This window comes from Roseateles sp. GW821-FHT09G09 (assembly GCF_059415965.1).
The window spans coordinates 1-18,762 of record NZ_JBWKOG010000004.1; the positions used below are offsets into that span (position 1 = coordinate 1).

Genomic DNA, 18,762 nt, shown 5'->3' on the forward strand with positions numbered 1-18,762 from the left:
CCGCCGCGCCCGCTGCGGCTCCGGCTGCTCCCGCCCCGCAGGCCGCGACCTACACCGGTCCGGCCGAAGGCGAGTACGACGTGATCGTGCTCGGCAGCGGCCCCGGCGGTTACTCGGCCGCGTTCCGCGCGGCGGACCTGGGCCTCAAGGTCGCCATCGTCGAGCGCTACGCCACCCTGGGCGGCGTCTGCCTGAACGTCGGCTGCATCCCGTCCAAGGCGCTGCTGCACGTCGCGGCGGTGATGGACGAGGTCAAGCACTTCGCCGACCTGGGCGTCGAGTTCGCCGAACCCAAGGTCGAGCTGCCCAAGCTGGCCGCGCACAAGTCCAAGGTCGTCGGCAAGCTCACGGGCGGCCTGACGATGATGGCCAAGATGCGCAAGGTCACCGTCGTGCGCGGCTACGGCACGTTGCTGGACGCCAACCACCTGTCGGTCGAGGAGACCAGCGGCGAGGCCCAGGAACGCACCGGCAAGACCCAGACGCTGAAGTTCCGCAAGATCATCATCGCCGCGGGCTCGCAGGCGGTGCGCCTGCCCTTCATGCCGAACGACCCGCGCGTGATCGACTCGACCGGCGCGCTCGAACTGACCAGCCAGCCCAAGCGCATGCTGATCGTCGGCGGCGGCATCATCGGCCTGGAGATGGGCACGGTGTACTCGACGCTGGGCGCGCGCCTGGACGTCGTGGAAATGCTGCCCACGCTGATGACCGGCGCGGACCGCGACCTGGTCAAGGTCTGGCAGAAGATGAACGCGCCGCGCTTCGACAACATCATGTTGAACACGAAGACGGTGGCCGCCGAAGCGACGCCCGAAGGCATCAAGGTGAGCTTCGAAGGCGAGGGCGCCCCCAAGGAACCGCAGGTCTACGACCTGGTGCTGCAGGCGGTGGGCCGTTCGCCCAACGGCAAGAAGATCGGCGCGGACAAGGCCGGCGTGGTCGTCAGCGACCGCGGCTTCATCCCGGTCGACGTGCAGATGCGCACCAACGTGGCCAACATCTTCGCCATCGGCGACATCGTCGGCCAGCCGATGCTGGCGCACAAGGCGGTGCATGAGGGCCACGTGGCGGCGGAAGTCATCGCCGGCGAACTGCTCGGCGACGAGTCGCTGGCCAAGTCGCGCTTCGATGCGCGCGTGATCCCGAGCGTCGCCTACACCGACCCGGAAGTGGCCTGGGTCGGCGTGACCGAGGACGAAGCCAAGGCGCGCGGCCTCAAGATCAAGAAGGGGCTGTTCCCGTGGACGGCGTCGGGGCGCGCGATCGCCAACGGCCGCGACGAGGGCTTCACCAAGCTGATCTTCGACGAGGAGACCCACCGCATCATCGGCGGCGGCATCGTCGGCACGCATGCGGGCGACATGATCGGCGAGATCGCCCTGGCGATCGAGATGGGCGCGGACGCGGTCGACATCGGCAAGACGATCCACCCGCATCCGACGCTGGGCGAATCGATCGGCATGGCCGCGGAAGTCGCGCACGGCTCGTGCACCGACCTGCCGCCGCCGCGCAAGTAAGCGCGGGCCGCGCCATCCACGCCGCCCAAGCCGCCCGGATCATCCTCGGAAATCGCGACCGGATGCTGGTTCTCGACGCCGCCGCCACCTCGCGCGCGCTGCCGTGGTCTCCCCTGATGGAGGAGATCGCGCTGGTCTGCCGCGAGCATCGCGACGGCCGGCTCACCTGCCCGCCGCGGCAGGTGCTGCCGCTGCGCCAGGACGGCGTGCTGCTGGTGATGCCCTGCCTGAGCGACACGCTGTCGATCACCAAGCTCGTCAGCGTGCATCCGCTCAATGCGGCGCTCGGCCTGCCGACCATCTCGGGGGAGGTCGTCGTGCTGGACAGCCGCACCGGCCAACGCCTGGCGGTGCTGGACGGCCCCGCGCTCACGGCGCGCCGCACGGCCGCGGTCAGCATGCTCGCGCTGCAGCATCTGATCCGCAAAGCGCCACGACGCGCCTTGGTGGTCGGTGGCGGCGTGCAGGCGCGCGCGCATGTGGAGGCGCTCCAGGCGTTGCATCCGCAGGCGACCATCCATGTGCAAGGTCACCAGACGGTGCCAGGTTTTGTCGAGGAACTCGGCGTCGAACCGCTCCCGGCGGAGTCACAGACGCGCCACGCCTGGGATGTCATTGTGTGCGCGACAACCAGTCGCGTGCCGGTGCTGCGTCCCGGCGTGGGCGAAGGCGCGGTCGTGATCGGCGTCGGCGCCTTCCGCGACGACATGGTGGAGCTGCCGCAGGAGCTGGTCCGGGGCGCGCAGATCTGGGTCGACGACCCGGTTGGTGCGCAGGCCGAGGCTGGCGACCTGATGGCGGCCGGTCGCTTCGAGCCTCAGGATGCGATCGACGATCTCGTGCTGGGTCAACGGCCCGTCGACGACGGCCGCACGCGGCTCTTCAAGAGTGTCGGTTGCGCGCGTTGGGATCTGGCTGCTGCCCGTGTGGCTGTCCGCGCCGCCTGACCGTCGCACGCCCCCTCGACGCCCACCACGAGCTGGAGGCTTGCGGGGCCAGGGGGCCGGCCCGATTTGTGGAGCCTGCGAGACGTATGAGGGCCGGCCCCCTGGCCCCGCAAGCCGAGCTCAGGCCTCGTCCAACAGCGGCCGCAACGCATCGTCCCACTGCTCGAGCTCGTCCTCGGACAGGTGCAGCCAGGCCAGCGCCGCGTCGCGGTTGGCGGCCCAGTCGGCGTCCTCATCCAGCCCTTCATGCTGGCGCATCAAGTGCTCGGCGATCAATCCTGCGGCGATCAACGAGCGGATCTCCGGCTCGATGCTGCCGTCCTTCAGCGTCTCGAAGTCGTGATGCAGCCGGATGGCCGTCATCAGTTCCGGCGCCAGGTGCCAGACCTTGATCACCAGCGCGCCGACGACGGCATGGTCGGTGCGGTGGTTGGCGTTCTCGGTGGCGATGAACGGGCGGTCGATGCGGGCGCCGGCCTCGACCATCGTGGCGCCGTAGCCGCGCACGCTCTGCAGCAGCACTGGCATGCCGACATGGCAGAACAGGCCATAGCTCTGCGCCAGGTCGACCCGCATGCCGGGCAGCTGTCCGGCGATGAAGCCCATTGCGACCGAGCGCTTCGTCGAGCGCTGCCAGAAGCGCAGCAGATGCGGACTGTTGACCGGGATCGCATGACGGACCAGGAAGGCCTGCATCAGCGCGACACTCTCATCCAGGCCCAGGCGATACATCGCCTGGCCGACGGTGGTGCAAGGCACGTGGCCTGCCACGAGATGCAACGGACTGTTGGCCACGCGCAGCAGCGTCGCCGACATCGCCACGTCGGCGGCGGCGACGCGACCCACCTCGGTGAGGTCGGGTTGAGGCAGGGCCATCGCCGCGCGCAGGCGCTGCAGCAGCTCGGGGCAGGGCGGAATCTGGATCTGGCGCAGCGGGCCGTTGGCGCGGGCCTGATCGAGTTCCTGGCGGATGGCTTGGGTCTTCATGTGAGGGCCGGATTATCCCGATGCGCTCCGACCCGGCGTGTGAAGGGGTGCGGCAAATTGCCGCTTGTCCGGAGGCGCGTTCCCGGGGACGCATCGCCTGTCGCACTTCGCCCGCGAAGGCGTGCCGGGCCAGATACATTGCAGCGCATGTCACGTTTCGTCACTCGTACAGCGTCACGCGCAGGCCGGACAATCCCGCCGGCGCAACGGGCGTTGGCGGTGCTGGTGTGCGTGGCCGGCCTGTGGTCCGCGCTGGCCTGGGGGTGGGACAAGGACAGGCTGACCGAATCCGCCGCGAAGCTCTCGCCCAAGACGCTGGCCGCGGTGAAGGCCATGATGCAGATGGCGGACCGCGCCGCGGCGATGCCTGAGGAGCGCGACCGGCTGACGACGGTCAACGGCTTCTTCAACCAGCGCATCGCGTTCAAGGACGACATCGAGGTGTGGGGCCAGATCGACTACTGGGCCACGCCGCTGGAGCTCCTGGACAAGGGCGCGGGCGACTGCGAGGACTACGCGATCGCCAAGTACATGAGCCTGCTGAGTGCCGGCGTGCCGCAGGCCAAGCTGCGGATGGTGTACGTGCGCGCGCAGTTCCAGGGGCGGCCTCAGGCGCACATGGTCCTGGCCTACTATGCGCAGCCGGAGGCGGAGCCCTTGATTCTGGACAATATCAACCCGGAGATCCGGCCCGCGTCGCTGCGGCCCGACCTGACCCCGGTGTTCAGCTTCAACGGGGAAGGCTTGTGGAGCGGCGTGGGCGCCACCACGGCGGGGAATCCGCTGGTGCGCTTGTCGCTGTGGCGGGACTTGCTGGCGAAGGCGAAGGCGGAGGGCTTCTGATGGGCGACGGAGAATTCACGACATGTCCCTGATAAGACAAATCTGGTGGCTGGTCCTGGGCGCGGTGCTGGCTTCGGCGCTGGGCGGCGTGGCGGTGAGCACCTGGTCGCTGCGCGAGCTGCTGCAGACGCAGGCGCAGCTGAAGAACGCCGACAACGCCAATGCGCTCGCGCTGGCGCTGTCGCAGCAGAAGGGCGACGCGGAGCTGATGTCGCTGCTGATCTCGGCGCAGTTCGACGCGGGCGCCTACGAGAGCGTGCGCTGGCGGGACGGCAGCGGCGCGCCGGTCTTCGAACGGCATCTGGAGACGCCGCAGACCTCGCATGCGCCGCGCTGGTTCGTGGCGCTGCTGCCGCTGGACGTGGCGCCCGGCGTGGCCAAGGTATCGGACGGCTGGAAGGCCGCCGGCGAGATCGAGTTGCGCGGCCAGACCGGCTACGTGCACGAGGCGCTGTGGCGCGCGACGCTCAGCACGGCCTTGTGGCTGCTGGCGGTGGGCCTGGCGACGGGCGTCGCCGCGGCGGCGGTGCTGGCGCGGCTGCGCCGGCCGCTGGACACGGCGGTGCGGCAGGCCGAGGGCGTCTCGCAAGGGCGCTTCGAGACCGTGCTGGAGCCGCGCGTGCCGGAGATGCGCAAGCTGACCAGCGCGATGAACACGATGGTGCTGCGCACGCGGCAGATGTTCGAGGCCCAGGCCGAGCAGCTGCGCACGCTGCATCACCAGCTGCTGTGCGACGAACTGACCGGGCTGTCGCACCGGCGGCAGTTCGTGGCGGAACTGAACTCGGCGCTGGAGCGCGATGATGGCCCGCTGCGCGCGGGGCTGGTGCTGGTGCGTCTGCGGGACCTGCAGGGGCTGAACCAGCGCCTCGGGCATGGCGCGACGGACCAGGCGCTGATGGCGATCGCGCAGGCGCTGCGGGTGTATCCGGAGCAGGTGCGCGGCTGCCTGGCGGGGCGGCTCAACGGCTCGGACTTCGCGCTGTGGCTGCCCGCGCCTAACGTCGTCGGGGACACCGCCCAGGCTCTGGCTGACGCGTTGCGGGCCGGCTTGCAGAACCTGGGATCGGGGGTCGGCGTCGCGCTGGGCGCGGTCGAGCTGATGCGCGACCAGCCCATGAGCGCCTGGTTCGCCGCGGCCGATGCGGCGCTGGCCAAGGCCGAGCAGGGCGAAGGCGTCGTGCTGGAGCTCCGCGAAGCACCGCCTTCGGACGAGGTCGCGCAGGGCGAGCGCGCGTGGCGCGCGTTGATCTCGGACGCGCTGGCGCATCAGCGCAGCCGGCTGCTGGAGTTCCCGCTGATCGGCCGCGAGCGTCAGGTCCTGCATCTCGAATGCCCGCTGCAACTGAAGCTGAACCCGGTCGGCGAGTTCGAGCCGGCCGCGCGCTGGCTGCCGCTGGCGCTGCGTCATCGCCTGAGCGCCGAGGCCGACCTGCAGGCCCTCGCGCTGGCGCTGCAGGCGGCGCAACGCGACGCGCGGATGCGCTGCGTCAACGTGGCGCCGGCGTCGCTGAACGACGGCAGCTTCATCGCGCGCGCCCGCGAACTGGTGCAGGCGGCGCCGGCGGCGGTGCGGCGACAGATCGGACTGGAATTGGCGGAGCCGGCGGCCGCGCAGCACTTTGAGGCGCTGCAGGAACTGGGGCGTCAATTGCGCCCATTCGGCGTGCAACTCGGCCTCGAACACGCGGGGGCCGGACTGGCTCAAATCGATCGTCTTTTCCAGGCCGGACTGGACTACGTGAAGCTCGACAGCTCGGTGGTCAGCGGCGTGTCGGCGGACGTGGCTCGGGCGGCGTTCGTGCGCAGCCTGGTGGTGATGCTGCGCAGCCTGTCTCTGAAGGTCTACGCGGAGGGCGTCACCGATGCGCTCGACGCACAGGCGCTGTGGGATTGCGAACTCGACGGCATCACCGGCCCGTGGGCGTCGGCCCAGGAAATCAAGCCCTGACTAGTCGATATCTGCCGTATGCAGCGGATACCCGTTGCCGCTGCGGCGGTCCTCGAAGAAGCGCTGCAGCGCTTCGCGGATCGTGTGGAAGGCGATCTCGTCCCACGGCACTTCGTGTTCGAGGAACAGCTTGGCTTCGAGGGTTTCCGGACCCGGATCGAACTCCGGGCTCAGCAGCTTCGCGCGGTAGAAGGTGTGGACCTGTCCGACGCGGACCACGTTCATCACGCAGTAGAGGTTCTGCAGCTCGATCCGCGCGCCGGCCTCTTCGACCGTTTCACGCGCCGCGCCTTCGGCGAGCGTCTCGCCGAGTTCCATGAAGCCCGCCGGCAGCGTCCACTTGCCGAGCCGCGGCTCGATCGCGCGCTTGCACAGCAGCACCTGATCGCCCCACACCGGCAGGGTGCCGACGACGTTCAGCGGATTCTCGTAATGGATCGCGCCGCACGCCGTGCACGTCGCGCGCTCCCGGTTGTCATCGGCCGGGATGCGGTATTCGATCTGGCCGCCGCAGGTGGGGCAATGCTGGAAGCGCCGCGCTTGGAACATGGCCCGCAGTGTACCGGCCTCCATCGCGGACCCCGTGGCATCATCGCCGGCCATGGAGCTCTACAACTACTTCCGTTCGTCCGCCTCCTACCGCGTCCGCATCGCGATGGCGCTCAAGGGCCTGGACTTCGACTACAAGTCCGTCCACCTCGCGAAGAACGAGCAGTTCAACGAGTCCTACGCCGCCGTCTCCGCGTCGCGTCTGGTCCCGCTGCTGAAGGACGGCGACGCGCTCGTCACGCAGTCGATGGCGATCATCGAGTACCTCGACGAGACGCACCCCGAGCCGCCGCTGCTGCCCGGCGACGCGCTGAGCCGCGCCTACGTCCGAGCGCTGTCCCAGGACATCGCCTGCGAGATCCATCCGCTGAACAACCTGCGCGTGCTGCGCTACCTGGTGAAGGACCTCGGCGTCGGCGACGACAACAAGACCCGCTGGATCCATCACTGGGTCGAGAGCGGCCTTTCGGTCGTCGAGCATCGCCTGAAGGCGGAAGGGCGATCCGGCCGCTTCTGCTTCGGCGACGCGCCGACGATGGCAGATTGCGTGCTGGTGCCGCAGATCTTCAACGCGCAGCGCTTCGGCAGCCGGCTCGATCATGTGCCGACGGTCATGAAGATCTTCGAGCAGTGCATGGCGCTCGACGCCTTCAGCCAGACGCAGCCGAGCGCCTGTCCCGATGCGGAATGACGACTGGCTGCGACCGGCGTGGTCCGCGTCGCACGTCGACGCCTTCATGACCACGCGCGCCGGCGGCGTCAGCGGAGGCCCGCAGGCGTTGGAAGAACAGCGCGGATTGGCGAGCCTCAACCTCGGCCGCTCGGTCGGTGACGACCCCGCGAACGTGGTTGAGAACCGCCGGCGCGTCGCCGCCGCGATCGGCGGTCATCCCGTTTTCCTGAAGCAGGTGCATGGGACGACCGTGTTGCGCCTGCATGCCGGGCACGCGCTGCCCGATGCCGATCCCGAGCCCGCGGACGCCTCGATCAGCACCGATCCCGCGCTCGCCTGCGCGGTGATGGTCGCCGACTGTCTGCCGGTCCTGTTCGCCGGTCCGGGCGTTGTCGGTGCCGCGCACGCGGGCTGGCGGGGACTCGCCGGCGGCGTGCTCGAGAACACCGTCGCGGCCATGTGCGAGGCCGGACATTGCGAGCCCCGCGAGATCAGCGCCTGGATGGGCGCGTGCATCGGACCTGCGCAGTTCGAGGTCGGCGCCGACGTGCTCTCCGCCTTCGGCGCGGAGCCGCGCCATCAGGATCAACCGATGTTCCGCTTCCAGCCGGACGGACAGGGCAACGCACGCTGGCGCGCCGATCTCTACGGCCTCGCGCGACGACGACTGGAGGCGTTCGGCATCGCCGACGTCAGCGGCGGCGGCTGGTGCACGCTCAGCGAGCCGTCACGTTTCTTTTCTTTCCGCCACGAGCGTGTCAGCGGATTGCGCAGCGGACGCATGGCTGCCGTCATCCGGCTGCGCTGACGCGCGGGTCGAGGTCGATGTCGACGTTGATGTGGGCGTCGATGTCGGCATCGACGCCACAGCGTCTTCCCCGTCGTCATGCGGTCTTCCGGACGCTTCCGCCTTCCTGCGTGCGGCGCGCCGCCCGGGCGTGCCCATCAGGTACATGACGATCGATAGCGGTACCACGCCGTAGAACACGAAGGTGATCAGCGCGCCCAGCACCGAGCCCTGCGAGCTGAAGGCCTCAACGATCGCCATCATCAGCACCACATACATCCACGCGATGGCCACCAGATACATCAACGATTTCCTCTGCTCTTCGCGACAGCAGCGTCACGCGGGGGTAAGCTGATCGGGCTACAAAGCGCCTGAGCATATGCGAAGCCTCCCCGTCGATCCGCCTCTTGCGCGTGGTCGGCTGTGGCAAGCTTCTTGCTCAGGTCGGCATGAGGAGACACATGAGCGCGAACAACGCCGCCGCCGGGTTCACCGGCACATCGGTCCACGGTTTCGAACACTGGGCCCAGCAGGCCCGACAGGCGGCCAGCGGGCTGTCGCACGGGTTCGGCGACGCCTTCAAGCAATTGCAGGCGATGCAGATCCCGCCAGACGCGTGGTCGCAACTGCAGTCCGAGTACATCAGCCAAGCGAGTGCGCTGTGGAACGCCGCGCTTGGTGAATCCACGGTCGCCGCGCAGGGCGCGACGACGTCCGCAGCAGGCGCCGCTGCCGCCGCTGCCACCGCGGGGGCCAGCACCTCGCTGAAGGATCGCCGCTTCGCCGATGCGTCCTGGAACAGCAACCGCCTCGCCCACTTCACCGCCCAGCTCTACCTGCTGAATGCGAAGACACTGCAGCGCATGGCGGATCAGGTGCAGGCCGACGACAAGACCCGCGCACGTGTCCGCTTCGCGGTGCAGCAGTTCGTCGACGCGTCGTCGCCGAGCAACTTCCTCGCGCTGAATCCCGAAGCGCAGCAGCGCGCGCTGAATACGCAGGGGGAGAGCCTCGCCCGCGGCCTGCAGCTGCTGTTGGCCGACGTGCAGCGCGGTCACGTGTCGCAGACCGACGAGTCCGCCTTCGAGGTCGGCCGCAACGTCGCGACGACCGAAGGGAGCGTCGTCTTCGAGAACGAGTTCTTCCAGCTGCTCGAGTACAAGCCGCTCACCGCGAAGGTGCATGCGCGCCCGCTGCTGATGGTGCCGCCCTGCATCAACAAGTACTACATCCTCGACCTGCAGCCGGAAAACTCGCTGATCCGCTACGCAGTGGCGCAGGGGCATCGCACCTTCGTGGTGAGCTGGCGCAATCCGGATGCCGACTGCGTGCACTGGACCTGGGACGACTACATCGGCAAGGCCGCGATCAAGGCCATCGAGGTCACGCGGGAGATCGCCGGCACCGACACGATCAACACGCTGGGCTTCTGCGTCGGCGGCACCATCCTGGCGACCGCGCTGGCCGTGCTGGCCGCGCGCGGCGAGCAGCCCGCCGAGAGCGTCACCCTGCTGACCACGCTGATCGACTTCAGCAGCAACGGCATCCTGGACCTGTTCATCGACGAGCAGGCGGTGCAGTTGCGCGAGATGACGCTCGGCGACCAGGCCGTGAGCGGCCCCGGCCTGCTCAAGGGCCAGGAACTCGCGACGACCTTCAGCTTCCTGCGCCCCAACGACCTGGTCTGGAACTACGTCGTCGGCAACTACCTGAAGGGCGACGCGCCGCCGGCCTTCGACCTGCTGTACTGGAACGGCGACGCGACCAACCTGCCGGGCCCGATGTACTGCTGGTACCTGCGCCACACCTACCTGCAGAACGAACTGCGCATCCCCGGCCAACTGACCGTCTGCGGCGAGAAGATCGACCTCGGCGCGATCCAGGCGCCGGTCTACCTCTACGGCTCGCGCGAGGACCACATCGTCCCGTGGGACGCCGCCTACCGCAGCACGCAGGTGTTCAAGGGCAAGAAGCGTTTCGTGCTCGGCGCGTCCGGGCACATCGCCGGCGTCATCAATCCGCCGGAGAAGAAGAAGCGCAGCCACTGGCTGGGGAAGGGCGCGGCGCTGCCGGCCGATCACCAGCAATGGCTGCAGGGCGCCACCGAGCATCCCGGCAGCTGGTGGACCGACTGGTCGCAGTGGCTGGCCGGCCACGCGGGTCCGCAGAAGGCGGCGCCGCGCAAGCCAGGCGGCCGCGGCCACGAGGCCATCGAGCCGGCGCCAGGCCGCTATGTGAAGCAGCGTGCGTGATACCCACGCCCGCGCAGTGAGAACCCAACCGGTTCAGAGTTGACATCCACGAGTTGAGACCGAAGCGTCCATTCCGCAGCGTTCATTCAACAAGTTGATCCCGCATTCACCCGCTGACGCCCGTCGTCCAGCAGTTTCGAAAAAGGAGACCGTCATGAGTTCACCCCAAGACATCGTCATCGTCGCCGCGGCGCGTACGCCGATCGGCAAGTTCGGAGGGACGCTGTCGAAGACGCCCGCCAGCGAGCTGGGCGCGATCGTCATCCAGGAACTGCTGCGCCGCAGCGGCCTGCAGCCCGACCAGATCAACGAGGTCATCCTCGGCCAGGTGCTGACCGCGGGCGTCGGCCAGAACCCGGCGCGCCAGGCCGTCATCAAGGCCGGCCTGCCGGTGACCGTGCCGGCGATGACGATCAACAAGGTCTGCGGCTCCGGCCTGAAGGCCGTGATGCTGGCCGCGCAGGCGATCCGCGACGGCGACTCGGACATCATCATCGCCGGCGGCCAGGAGAGCATGAGCCTGGCGCCGCACGTGCTGCCGGGCTCGCGCGAAGGCCAGCGCATGGGCGACTGGAAGCTCGTCGACACCATGATCACCGACGGCCTGTGGGACGTGTACAACCAGTACCACATGGGCATCACCGCCGAGAACGTGGCCAAGGAGTACCACGTCAGCCGCGCGCAGCAGGATGAGCTGGCGCTCGCCAGCCAGCAGAAGGCCGCCGCGGCGCAGGACGCGGGCCGCTTCACCGCCGAGATCGTGCCGGTGACGATCCCGCAGAAGAAGGGCGATCCGGTCGTGTTCTCGAACGACGAGTTCATCAACCGCAAGTCCAACGCTGAAGCGCTGGCCGGCCTGAAGCCGGCCTTCGACAAGGCCGGGTCGGTGACGGCCGGCAACGCGTCGGGCCTGAACGACGGCGCCGCCGGCCTGGTGCTGATGACCGACGCCAAGGCCAAGGCGCTGGGGCTGACCCCGCTGGCGCGCCTGGCGTCGTACGCGAGCGCGGGCGTCGATCCCAAGACCATGGGCATGGGGCCGGTGCCGGCCTCGCGCAAGGCGCTGCAGCGCGCCGGCTGGCAGCCCAAGGACCTGGACCTCCTCGAGATCAACGAGGCCTTCGCCGCGCAGGCCTGCGCGGTGCATCAGGAAATGGGCTGGGACGTCAGCAAGGTCAACGTCAACGGCGGCGCGATCGCGCTGGGCCATCCGATCGGCGCGTCCGGCGCCCGCATCCTGGTCACGCTGCTGCACGAGATGATCAAGCGCGATGCGAAGAAGGGCATCGCCAGCCTGTGCATCGGCGGCGGCATGGGCGTCGCGCTCTGCGTCGAGCGCTGACGCCGGCACCGCTTTCCCAGCGTCTTCCTCTTCCCTTTCCCCTTTTGCTTTTCGCGTCTTTCCCGTTTCCCCATTCCAGTCACCCGGGCCGCGGACGCGGCGCTCCGGCGTGTCATACAGGAGGCAAGCATGAGTCAGAAAGTTGCATACGTCACCGGCGGCATGGGGGGCATCGGCACCGCCATCTGCCAGCGCCTCCACAAGGAAGGCTTCAAGGTCATCGCCGGCTGCGGCCCGAGCCGTGACCACGCCAAGTGGCTGTCCGAGCAGACGGCGCTGGGCTACACGTTCTACGCCTCGGTGGGCAACGTGGCGGACTGGGACTCGACCGTCGCCGCGTTCGATCGCACGATCGCGGAGCACGGCCCGATCGAGGTGCTGGTCAACAACGCCGGCGTGACCAAGGACCGCATGTTCCTGAAGATGACCCGCGACGAGTGGGACACCGTCATCGACACCAACCTCAACAGCATGTTCAACGTCACCAAGCAAGTGGTGCCGGGCATGGTCGACAAGGGTTGGGGCCGCATCATCAACATCTCGTCGGTCAACGGCGAGAAGGGCCAGGTCGGTCAGACCAACTACTCGGCGGCCAAGGCCGGCATGCACGGCTTCACGATGGCGCTGGCGCAGGAGCTGGCGGCCAAGGGCGTCACGGTGAACACCGTCAGCCCGGGCTACATCGGCACCGACATGGTCAAGGCGGTACGCCCGGACGTGCTGGAGAAGATCGTGGCGGGCATCCCGGTGAAGCGCCTCGGTCAGCCCGAGGAAATCGCCTCGATCGTCGGCTGGCTGGCGGGTGAGACGTCCGGCTTCACCACCGGTGCGGACTTCAGCTGCAACGGCGGCTTGCACATGGGGTAAGCAGGGGCCGAGCTCGGCGAACACCATGAAAAAGGGCTGCCTCGGCAGCCCTTCGTCGTTGAGGCCTTCCGGCCTCTTACGGCCGCCTCCTCAGTCCTTCTTCATCAGCACCAGCAGCTGCGACAGGTTCTGCGCCGCCGCCTGGAGCTTGGGCAGCCCCTGCTCGAGCAGCATCTGCGGCGGCGTGCGCGACGCATGCGTGCTGACGTTCATCGCCGCCACGACCTTGCCGTCACGCCCGGTGATGGGCACCGCCACGCTCAGCACGCCGTCCTCCAGTTCCTGGTCCACCAGGCACCAGTGCTGGCGCCGCGCCTGCTCGATCGCGGCACGCAGCTCCTCGTGCGAGCGCACGGTGTTGCTCGCGCGTCGCGCCAGCTGCACCTGCGACACACGGGTCTCGCGCTCCTCGACCGCCAGCGAGGCCAGCAGCACGCGGCCGGTGGCCGTGGCCCAGGCCGGCAGCCGGCTGCCGATGCCCATCGGGTCGGACAGGATCTTGCGCAGCGGCGCGCGCAGCACGAAGACCACGTCGTCGCCGTCGAGCACCGCGATGGAGACGGACTCCCGCAGGTCGTTGGCCAGCTGGATGGCCACCGGTTCGGCGAAGCGCCACAGCGGTTGCGAGGACAGGTAGGCGAAGCCGAGGTCGAGGATCTTCGGCGTCAGCTCGAACAGGCGTCCCTCCGATCTCACGTACCCCAGCGTCTGCAGCGTCAGCAGGATGCGACGCGCGCCGGCGCGCGTCAGGCCGCAGCGCTTGGCGACTTCCGTCAGCGTCTGCCGGGCGTGATGGGTGTCGAAGGTCCTGATCACGGACAGGCCGCGCGCAAAGGACTGCACGTAGCTGTCGCCGGGCTTCAGGGAGACGTTGTTTGCGCTTTCGTCAGGAGACATGGGCGTCATGACCGAAGTAGAGGAAGGCCGCGAAACGTTAATATCGCGCCCGTTTCCAAGTGATGAGACAAGAGGTGAAGACCATGGCCATGGATGTTGTCGACTACGAAATCAAGGGTGCCGAGATGCAGTTCGTCGAGGTCGAACTCGACCCCGGCGAAGCAGCGATCGGTGAAGCCGGCAGCATGATGTTCATGGATGCCGGTATCGGCATGGACACGGTGTTCGGCGACGGGTCCGCCAACCAGGGCGGTTTCTTCGGGAAGTTGCTGGGTGCCGGCAAGCGGCTGGTGACCGGCGAATCGCTGTTCACCACGGTCTACACGAACCAGAGTCATAGCAAGTTGCGGGTCGCTTTCGCGGCACCGTATCCCGGCAAGATCCTGCCGATGGATCTCGGCAAGCTGGGCGGCACGCTCATCTGCCAGAAGGACGCGTTCCTGTGCGCGGCCCGCGGCGTGTCGCTGGGGATTGCTCTCCAGCAGCGCCTGTCGACAGGCTTCTTCGGTGGCGAAGGGTTCATCATGCAGAAGCTCGATGGTGATGGGCTGGCCTTCGTGCATGCGGGGGGTACCGTGGTTCGACGTACGCTCCAGCCGGGTCAGACGCTGCTCGTGGATACCGGCTGCGTCGTCGCCTACACGCCCAGCGTGAGTTTTGAGATCCAGTATGTGGGCAAGATCAAGACCGCCCTGTTCGGCGGCGAAGGTCTGTTCCTGGCCAAGATGACCGGCCCCGGAGAGATCTGGCTGCAGAGCCTGCCGTTCTCGCGCCTGGCCTCGCGAATCTTCGCCGCGGCCCCGCAGCGCGGCGGCTCGCGGGAAGAGGGCGGCCTGTTGACGGGTCTGGCCGGCGGCGGATTGCTGGGCGGGCTGCTGGGCGGTGACGACGAATAAGTCGGCCCCCGGCGTCGGACCAGGCGGCCCCGGAAGTTCGCCATGCGCAGACTTGCCGCAATGCTGGCGGCAAGTCCGGCGCAACCGAGTGCAACGACACGCCTGCGTCTGATCCTTAGATGGTGTCGCGTGAAGCCGGCGCCCCGAAACGCTCAAGAACGGCTCACGCACCCGGCCCGCCTGACGCCCAAGCCCGCATCAACAGGGGCGCCGCGGGCCTGTTCCGGCCGGACCCTAGGGTGAACCCGCCTACACTTGAGGGCTGCGTGGCGCTGGGCGCGCCGCGCATCTCCTGTTGAGGATCTTCATGCTGTCTTCCCTCGTGCGGCCCGTGCTGGCCGCCCTGGTCGTTCACGCCTTGAGCGCGCTGACCTCGGCCTCGGCCGCCATCGCGGCCACCGGCAGTCCCATCTTCGTGCTGAACTCGCTGGACGCCGACATCAGCGTGATCGATCCGAAGGACTTCCGCGAGATCAAGCGCATCCCGACCGGCAAGGAGCCGCATCACCTCTACCTGACGCCTGACCGCAAGACGATGGTCGTGGCCAACGCGCTGGGCGATTCGCTGACCTTCCTCGATCCGGTGACGGCCGAAGTGCAGCGCACCGTCCGCGGCATCCCCGACCCGTACCACCTGCGCTTCTCGCCCGACATGAAGTGGCTGGTGCTGGCCGGCAACCGGCTGGACCATGTGGACATCTACAAGTGGCAGCCGCAGAACGCGGCGCAGCCGATGGCGCTGTTCAAGCGCTTCTCCGCGCCGAAGACGCCCAGCCACCTGTCCATCGACAGCAAGAGCAGCGTCGTCTACGCGAGCCTGCAGGACAGCAGCGAACTGCTGGCGATCGACCTGAACACGATGGCCGCGCGCTGGAAGATCCCCGTCGGGAAACTGCCCGCCGACCTCTACCTGACGCCCGACGACAAGTACCTGCTGGTCGCGCTGACGGGCGAGCGCAGCGTCGAGGTCTACGACGTCACCGCCGCGCAGCCCAAGCTGGTGAAGCGCATCGAAACCGGCGACGGCGCGCACTCGTTCCGCGCGCTCGGCGACCGGAAGCACGTGCTGGTGAGCAACCGCGCGGCCAACACGATCAGCAAGATCGCGCTGGCGGACTTCAGCGTCGTCGAGACCTTCAAGGCGCCTGGCGGCCCGGACGACATGGAGATCCTCACCGACGGCCGCACGCTGATGTTCACGTCGCGCTGGGCCCGCAAGCTGACGGTGATGGACCTGCAGACCAAGCAGATCCTGCAACAGGTCAAGGTCGGCAAGTCGCCGCACGGCGTCTGGACGCTCGACCAGATGCCGCGCCAGTGAGCGCGACCGGACCCAGGCCGCTGCCCGTGAAGACGCCGTCCGTTCCGCGCTCCTCGCGCCTTCGTGGGCTGCGCGGCGCGCTGCGTCCTGCGCTGCGCCATGGCGCGGCGCTGCTCTTCGGCCTGACCGCGGTCGTGCAGGCGCAGCCGCAGTCGGCGTCGGCGCCGTCCGCCGCGCCCTGCGACAAGCCGGTCTACCTGACCTTCGACACCGGCCACATGGGCGTCGCGCCGCTGATCGTCGACACGCTCAGGCGTTTCGACGCGAAGGCCACGTTCTTCCTGGCCCAGGAGCCGACGATGGACGGCGGCCAGACGCTGGACGACAAGTGGGCGCCGTGGTGGAAGCAGCTGGCCGAGCAGGGCCACGACTTCGGCTCGCACACCTGGTACCACGACGCCTGGTCGGCGGACCTGCCCGACGGGAAGTTCCGCTTCAAGCGCGCCGCGGGCGAGCAGGTGCCGCAGAACGTCGTGCTGAGCGCGGCCGAGTACTGCGAGGAACTCAAGCGCCCCGCGCGTCGTTTCCTCGAGATGACGGGCCGGCCGATGTCGATGATCTTCCGCGCGCCGGCCGGACGCACGTCGCCGGCGCTGCTGGCGGCGGCGCAGGCCTGCGGCTTCCGGCACGTGGGATGGAATGCCTCGGGCTTCCTCGGCGACGAACTGCCGAGCGACAGGTTCCCCAACCAGGCGCTGCTCGAGCAGGCGCTGCGGCGCGTCAAGCCCGGCGACATCCTGATGGCCCACCTGGGCATCTGGTCGCGGCAGGACCCGTGGGCGCCGACGGTGCTGGAGCCGCTGCTGCAGGGATTGAAAAGCCGCGGCATGTGCTTCGCGCCGTTGCGCGATCATCCGGAGTACGTCGCATGGATGCGGCGACCGCAGGAATCGATGGCCAAGCGTTAGAGAGGACCGACGGCGTGATGGACTGGTTCACCGATCTGTTCGGACAGGCGCAGCAGGCGCTGTTCGAGAGCGTCATTCAACCGATCGTCTTCCACCTGGGCTACGGCAACCTGCTCGAGGACGCGTTCGACGCGACCGGCTGGCTGCTGGTCGGCCTGATCCAGATCGTCGTGATGCTGGCGGTGATCGGCTCGCTGCAGCGCTGGCGCCCGGCCGAGGCCGTCACCGACCGCCACGCGATCCGCATCGACATCGTCTACACGCTGATCCAGCGGCTGGGGCTGTTCCGGCTGCTCATGTTCTTCTCGCTGGAGTCGCTGTTCGACGGTGCCGTCGGCGAGATGCGCATGCACGGCATCCCGACCTTCCAGCTCGACGCGCTGTGGCCCGGCGTCACGGACGTCGCCTGGGTCAGCTTCGTGATCTACCTGGTCGCCTTCGACCTGCTGATGTACTGGCTGCATCGCGCGCAGCACTCGTGGAACTGGTGGTGGGCGCTGCACTCGCTGCACCACAGCCAGCGCCAGATGACGATGTGGAGCGACAGCCGCAACCACCTGCTCGACGACCTGATCATCGACAGCGCGGTCGCGATCACGGCGCGCCTGATCGGTGTCGGTCCCGGGCAGTTCGTCGCGCTGGTGGCGATCTCGCAATTGCTCGAGAACCTGCAGCACGCCAATCTGCGCCTGACCTTCGGCCTGATCGGCGAGCGGCTGCTGGTGAGCCCGCGTTTCCACCGGCTGCACCACTCGATCGGCATCGGCCATGAAGGCTTCGGCCGCGGGACGCTGGGCGGCCACAACTTCGCGGTGATGTTCCCGATCTGGGACGTGCTGTTCCGCACCGCCAACTTCGAGGACCGCTGGGACCCGACCGGCGTGCGCGACCAGCTGCCGGAGGAGGGCGGACGCGACTACGGACGCGGCTTCCGGGCGCAGCAGTGGCTGGGCCTCAAGCGGCTCGTGGGACGTGACAAGATCGCGGCCGCGCCCGGAGACGGATCGAGCCCGTCCGGCGGCGCGCCCATGGACATCGCCGGCCGCGCGCCGGCCGGAGGGAACGACTGATGATCAAGCCGATGAGCCGCCTGGCGGACTCGTTCTGGCGTGCCGCCGCGTACTGCCTGCATCCGCGCGTGATCGGCCTGTCGCTGCTGCCGCTGATCGTCTCGGCGGCGCTGGCCTTCGGCCTGGGCTACTTCTTCTGGGAGGCCGCGGTCGCCGGCGTGCGCGCCACGATGGAATCGTGGAGCCTCATCGACGGCATGCTGAAGTGGCTGGACAGCCTCGGCGCCTCCGCGTTCCGTACCGTGCTCGCGCCCATCGTCGTGCTGGCGATGGCCGTGCCGGCGCTGGTCGTGCTCAGCCTGCTGCTGGTGGCGCTGCTGATGACGCCGTCGATGGTGGACCTGGTCGCGCAGCGCCGCTTCGCCGGCCTGGAGCGCAAGCGCGGCGCGGGCTTCGTCGCCAGCCTGGGCTGGTCGCTCGGCCACACGGTGCTGTGCGTCGTGCTGCTGATCGCGTCGCTGCCGTTCTGGCTGATCCCGCCGCTGGCGCTGATCCTGCCGCCGCTGATCTGGGGCTGGCTGGGGTATCGCGTCTTCACCTTCGACGTGCTCGCCGAGCACGCGTCCGCGCCCGAGCGCCGCCGCCTGGTCAGCGAGCACCGCATGCCGCTGCTGGTGCTCGGCCTGGCCACCGGCTACCTCGGTGCCGCGCCCGCCGCGATCTGGGCGATGGGCGCGCTCACGATCGCCTTCGCGCCGGTGCTGATCCTGGTCTCGGTCTGGCTGTACACGCTGGTCTTCGCGTTCAGCTCCTTGTGGTTCTCGCATTACGCGCTGGCCGCGCTGCAGGAGATGCGCCGCGCCGACACCGTCGCCGATCGCGCGCCCGATCCGGTGATGGACGCGCTGCCGGCCAACTATGCGACCGCGCCGCCGTTGATCGCCGACGACCTCGAACCTCCATCGCCCGCGATCGAGAACAAGCCGTCACCGCGCTGATCTCCGTCGCTGAA

18 protein-coding genes are annotated in these 18,762 nt (G+C 68.7%); 14 read left to right on the forward strand and 4 right to left on the reverse strand.

Features of this window, described 5'->3' with window-relative positions:
• A partial coding sequence (gene lpdA / locus AC07O8_RS11430; protein ID WP_495048143.1) for a dihydrolipoyl dehydrogenase occupies window positions 1–1,520 on the forward strand: 1,520 nt, incomplete at its 5' end.
• Between the two features lie 62 nt (window positions 1,521–1,582).
• Window positions 1,583–2,467 carry a delta(1)-pyrroline-2-carboxylate reductase family protein gene (locus AC07O8_RS11435; RefSeq protein ID WP_495048144.1) on the forward strand — a complete coding sequence of 295 codons (885 nt, stop codon included), beginning with the start codon at window positions 1,583–1,585 and terminating at the stop codon, window positions 2,465–2,467.
• 120 nt (window positions 2,468–2,587) lie between these two features.
• On the opposite strand, the gene AC07O8_RS11440 is transcribed toward AC07O8_RS11435, so the two are convergent.
• Entirely contained in the window at window positions 2,588–3,454 is an 867-nt protein-coding gene (locus tag AC07O8_RS11440; protein ID WP_495048145.1) for an HDOD domain-containing protein, read from the reverse strand.
• Window positions 3,455–3,673: 219 nt separating this feature from the next.
• Between AC07O8_RS11440 and AC07O8_RS11445 the strand changes: the two genes are divergently transcribed.
• Entirely contained in the window at window positions 3,674–4,297 is a 624-nt protein-coding gene (locus tag AC07O8_RS11445) for a transglutaminase-like cysteine peptidase (protein WP_495048632.1), read from the forward strand.
• A gap of 22 nt (window positions 4,298–4,319) precedes the next feature.
• Complete coding sequence (locus AC07O8_RS11450; RefSeq protein ID WP_495048146.1) at window positions 4,320–6,248, forward strand: bifunctional diguanylate cyclase/phosphodiesterase; 1,929 nt, start codon at window positions 4,320–4,322, stop codon at window positions 6,246–6,248.
• Here the strand turns inward: AC07O8_RS11450 and AC07O8_RS11455 are convergent, their stop codons facing one another.
• Window positions 6,249–6,797 carry an NUDIX hydrolase gene (locus AC07O8_RS11455; RefSeq protein ID WP_495048147.1) on the reverse strand — a complete coding sequence of 183 codons (549 nt, stop codon included), beginning with the start codon at window positions 6,795–6,797 and terminating at the stop codon, window positions 6,249–6,251. It abuts the gene before it with no gap.
• 52 nt (window positions 6,798–6,849) lie between these two features.
• On the opposite strand from AC07O8_RS11455, the gene maiA reads away from it, so the two are divergent.
• Both maiA and pgeF read left to right on the forward strand, forming a co-directional pair.
• On the forward strand, window positions 6,850–7,488 hold the full coding sequence (gene maiA / locus AC07O8_RS11460; RefSeq protein ID WP_495048633.1) for a maleylacetoacetate isomerase: 639 nt from the start codon (window positions 6,850–6,852) through the stop codon (window positions 7,486–7,488).
• Window positions 7,478–8,278, forward strand: a complete 801-nt coding sequence (gene pgeF, locus AC07O8_RS11465; RefSeq protein ID WP_495048148.1) for a peptidoglycan editing factor PgeF — start codon at window positions 7,478–7,480, stop codon at window positions 8,276–8,278. Before maiA ends, pgeF begins: the two co-directional genes overlap by 11 nt.
• Here the strand turns inward: pgeF and AC07O8_RS11470 are convergent.
• Complete coding sequence (locus AC07O8_RS11470; RefSeq protein ID WP_495048149.1) at window positions 8,198–8,560, reverse strand: hypothetical protein; 363 nt, start codon at window positions 8,558–8,560, stop codon at window positions 8,198–8,200. The genes pgeF and AC07O8_RS11470 overlap by 81 nt on opposite strands.
• A gap of 158 nt (window positions 8,561–8,718) precedes the next feature.
• Here AC07O8_RS11470 and phaC point away from each other — a divergent pair, with 158 nt between their 5' ends.
• From phaC to phbB, 3 genes are all read left to right on the forward strand, one after another.
• Window positions 8,719–10,509, forward strand: coding sequence for a class I poly(R)-hydroxyalkanoic acid synthase (gene phaC, locus AC07O8_RS11475; RefSeq protein WP_495048150.1), 1,791 nt, complete (start codon window positions 8,719–8,721; stop codon window positions 10,507–10,509).
• A 154-nt stretch (window positions 10,510–10,663) separates the two neighbouring features.
• Entirely contained in the window at window positions 10,664–11,851 is a 1,188-nt protein-coding gene (locus AC07O8_RS11480) for an acetyl-CoA C-acetyltransferase (RefSeq protein ID WP_495048151.1), read from the forward strand.
• Window positions 11,852–11,980: 129 nt separating this feature from the next.
• Window positions 11,981–12,718 (forward strand): acetoacetyl-CoA reductase, encoded by a 738-nt coding sequence (gene phbB, locus AC07O8_RS11485; protein ID WP_495048152.1) that lies wholly within the window; start codon window positions 11,981–11,983, stop codon window positions 12,716–12,718.
• Between the two features lie 90 nt (window positions 12,719–12,808).
• On the opposite strand, the gene AC07O8_RS11490 is transcribed toward phbB, so the two are convergent.
• Entirely contained in the window at window positions 12,809–13,615 is an 807-nt protein-coding gene (locus AC07O8_RS11490) for an IclR family transcriptional regulator domain-containing protein (RefSeq protein ID WP_495048153.1), read from the reverse strand.
• Window positions 13,616–13,698: 83 nt separating this feature from the next.
• On the opposite strand from AC07O8_RS11490, the gene AC07O8_RS11495 reads away from it, so the two are divergent.
• From AC07O8_RS11495 to AC07O8_RS11515, 5 genes are all read left to right on the forward strand, one after another.
• On the forward strand, window positions 13,699–14,511 hold the full coding sequence (locus AC07O8_RS11495) for a TIGR00266 family protein (protein ID WP_297525078.1): 813 nt from the start codon (window positions 13,699–13,701) through the stop codon (window positions 14,509–14,511).
• 307 nt (window positions 14,512–14,818) lie between these two features.
• The gene (locus tag AC07O8_RS11500) at window positions 14,819–15,832 is read left to right on the forward strand and encodes a YncE family protein (protein ID WP_495048154.1); all 1,014 of its coding nucleotides are present in this window, start codon (window positions 14,819–14,821) and stop codon (window positions 15,830–15,832) included.
• Between the two features lie 110 nt (window positions 15,833–15,942).
• Complete coding sequence (locus tag AC07O8_RS11505) at window positions 15,943–16,740, forward strand: polysaccharide deacetylase family protein (RefSeq protein ID WP_495048634.1); 798 nt, start codon at window positions 15,943–15,945, stop codon at window positions 16,738–16,740.
• 17 nt (window positions 16,741–16,757) lie between these two features.
• Window positions 16,758–17,810: a sterol desaturase family protein gene (locus AC07O8_RS11510; protein WP_495048155.1), complete on the forward strand. Its 1,053-nt coding sequence runs from the start codon at window positions 16,758–16,760 to the stop codon at window positions 17,808–17,810.
• Window positions 17,810–18,748, forward strand: coding sequence for an EI24 domain-containing protein (locus AC07O8_RS11515; protein ID WP_495048156.1), 939 nt, complete (start codon window positions 17,810–17,812; stop codon window positions 18,746–18,748). Before AC07O8_RS11510 ends, AC07O8_RS11515 begins: the two co-directional genes overlap by 1 nt.
• Window positions 18,749–18,762: the final 14 nt, after the last annotated feature.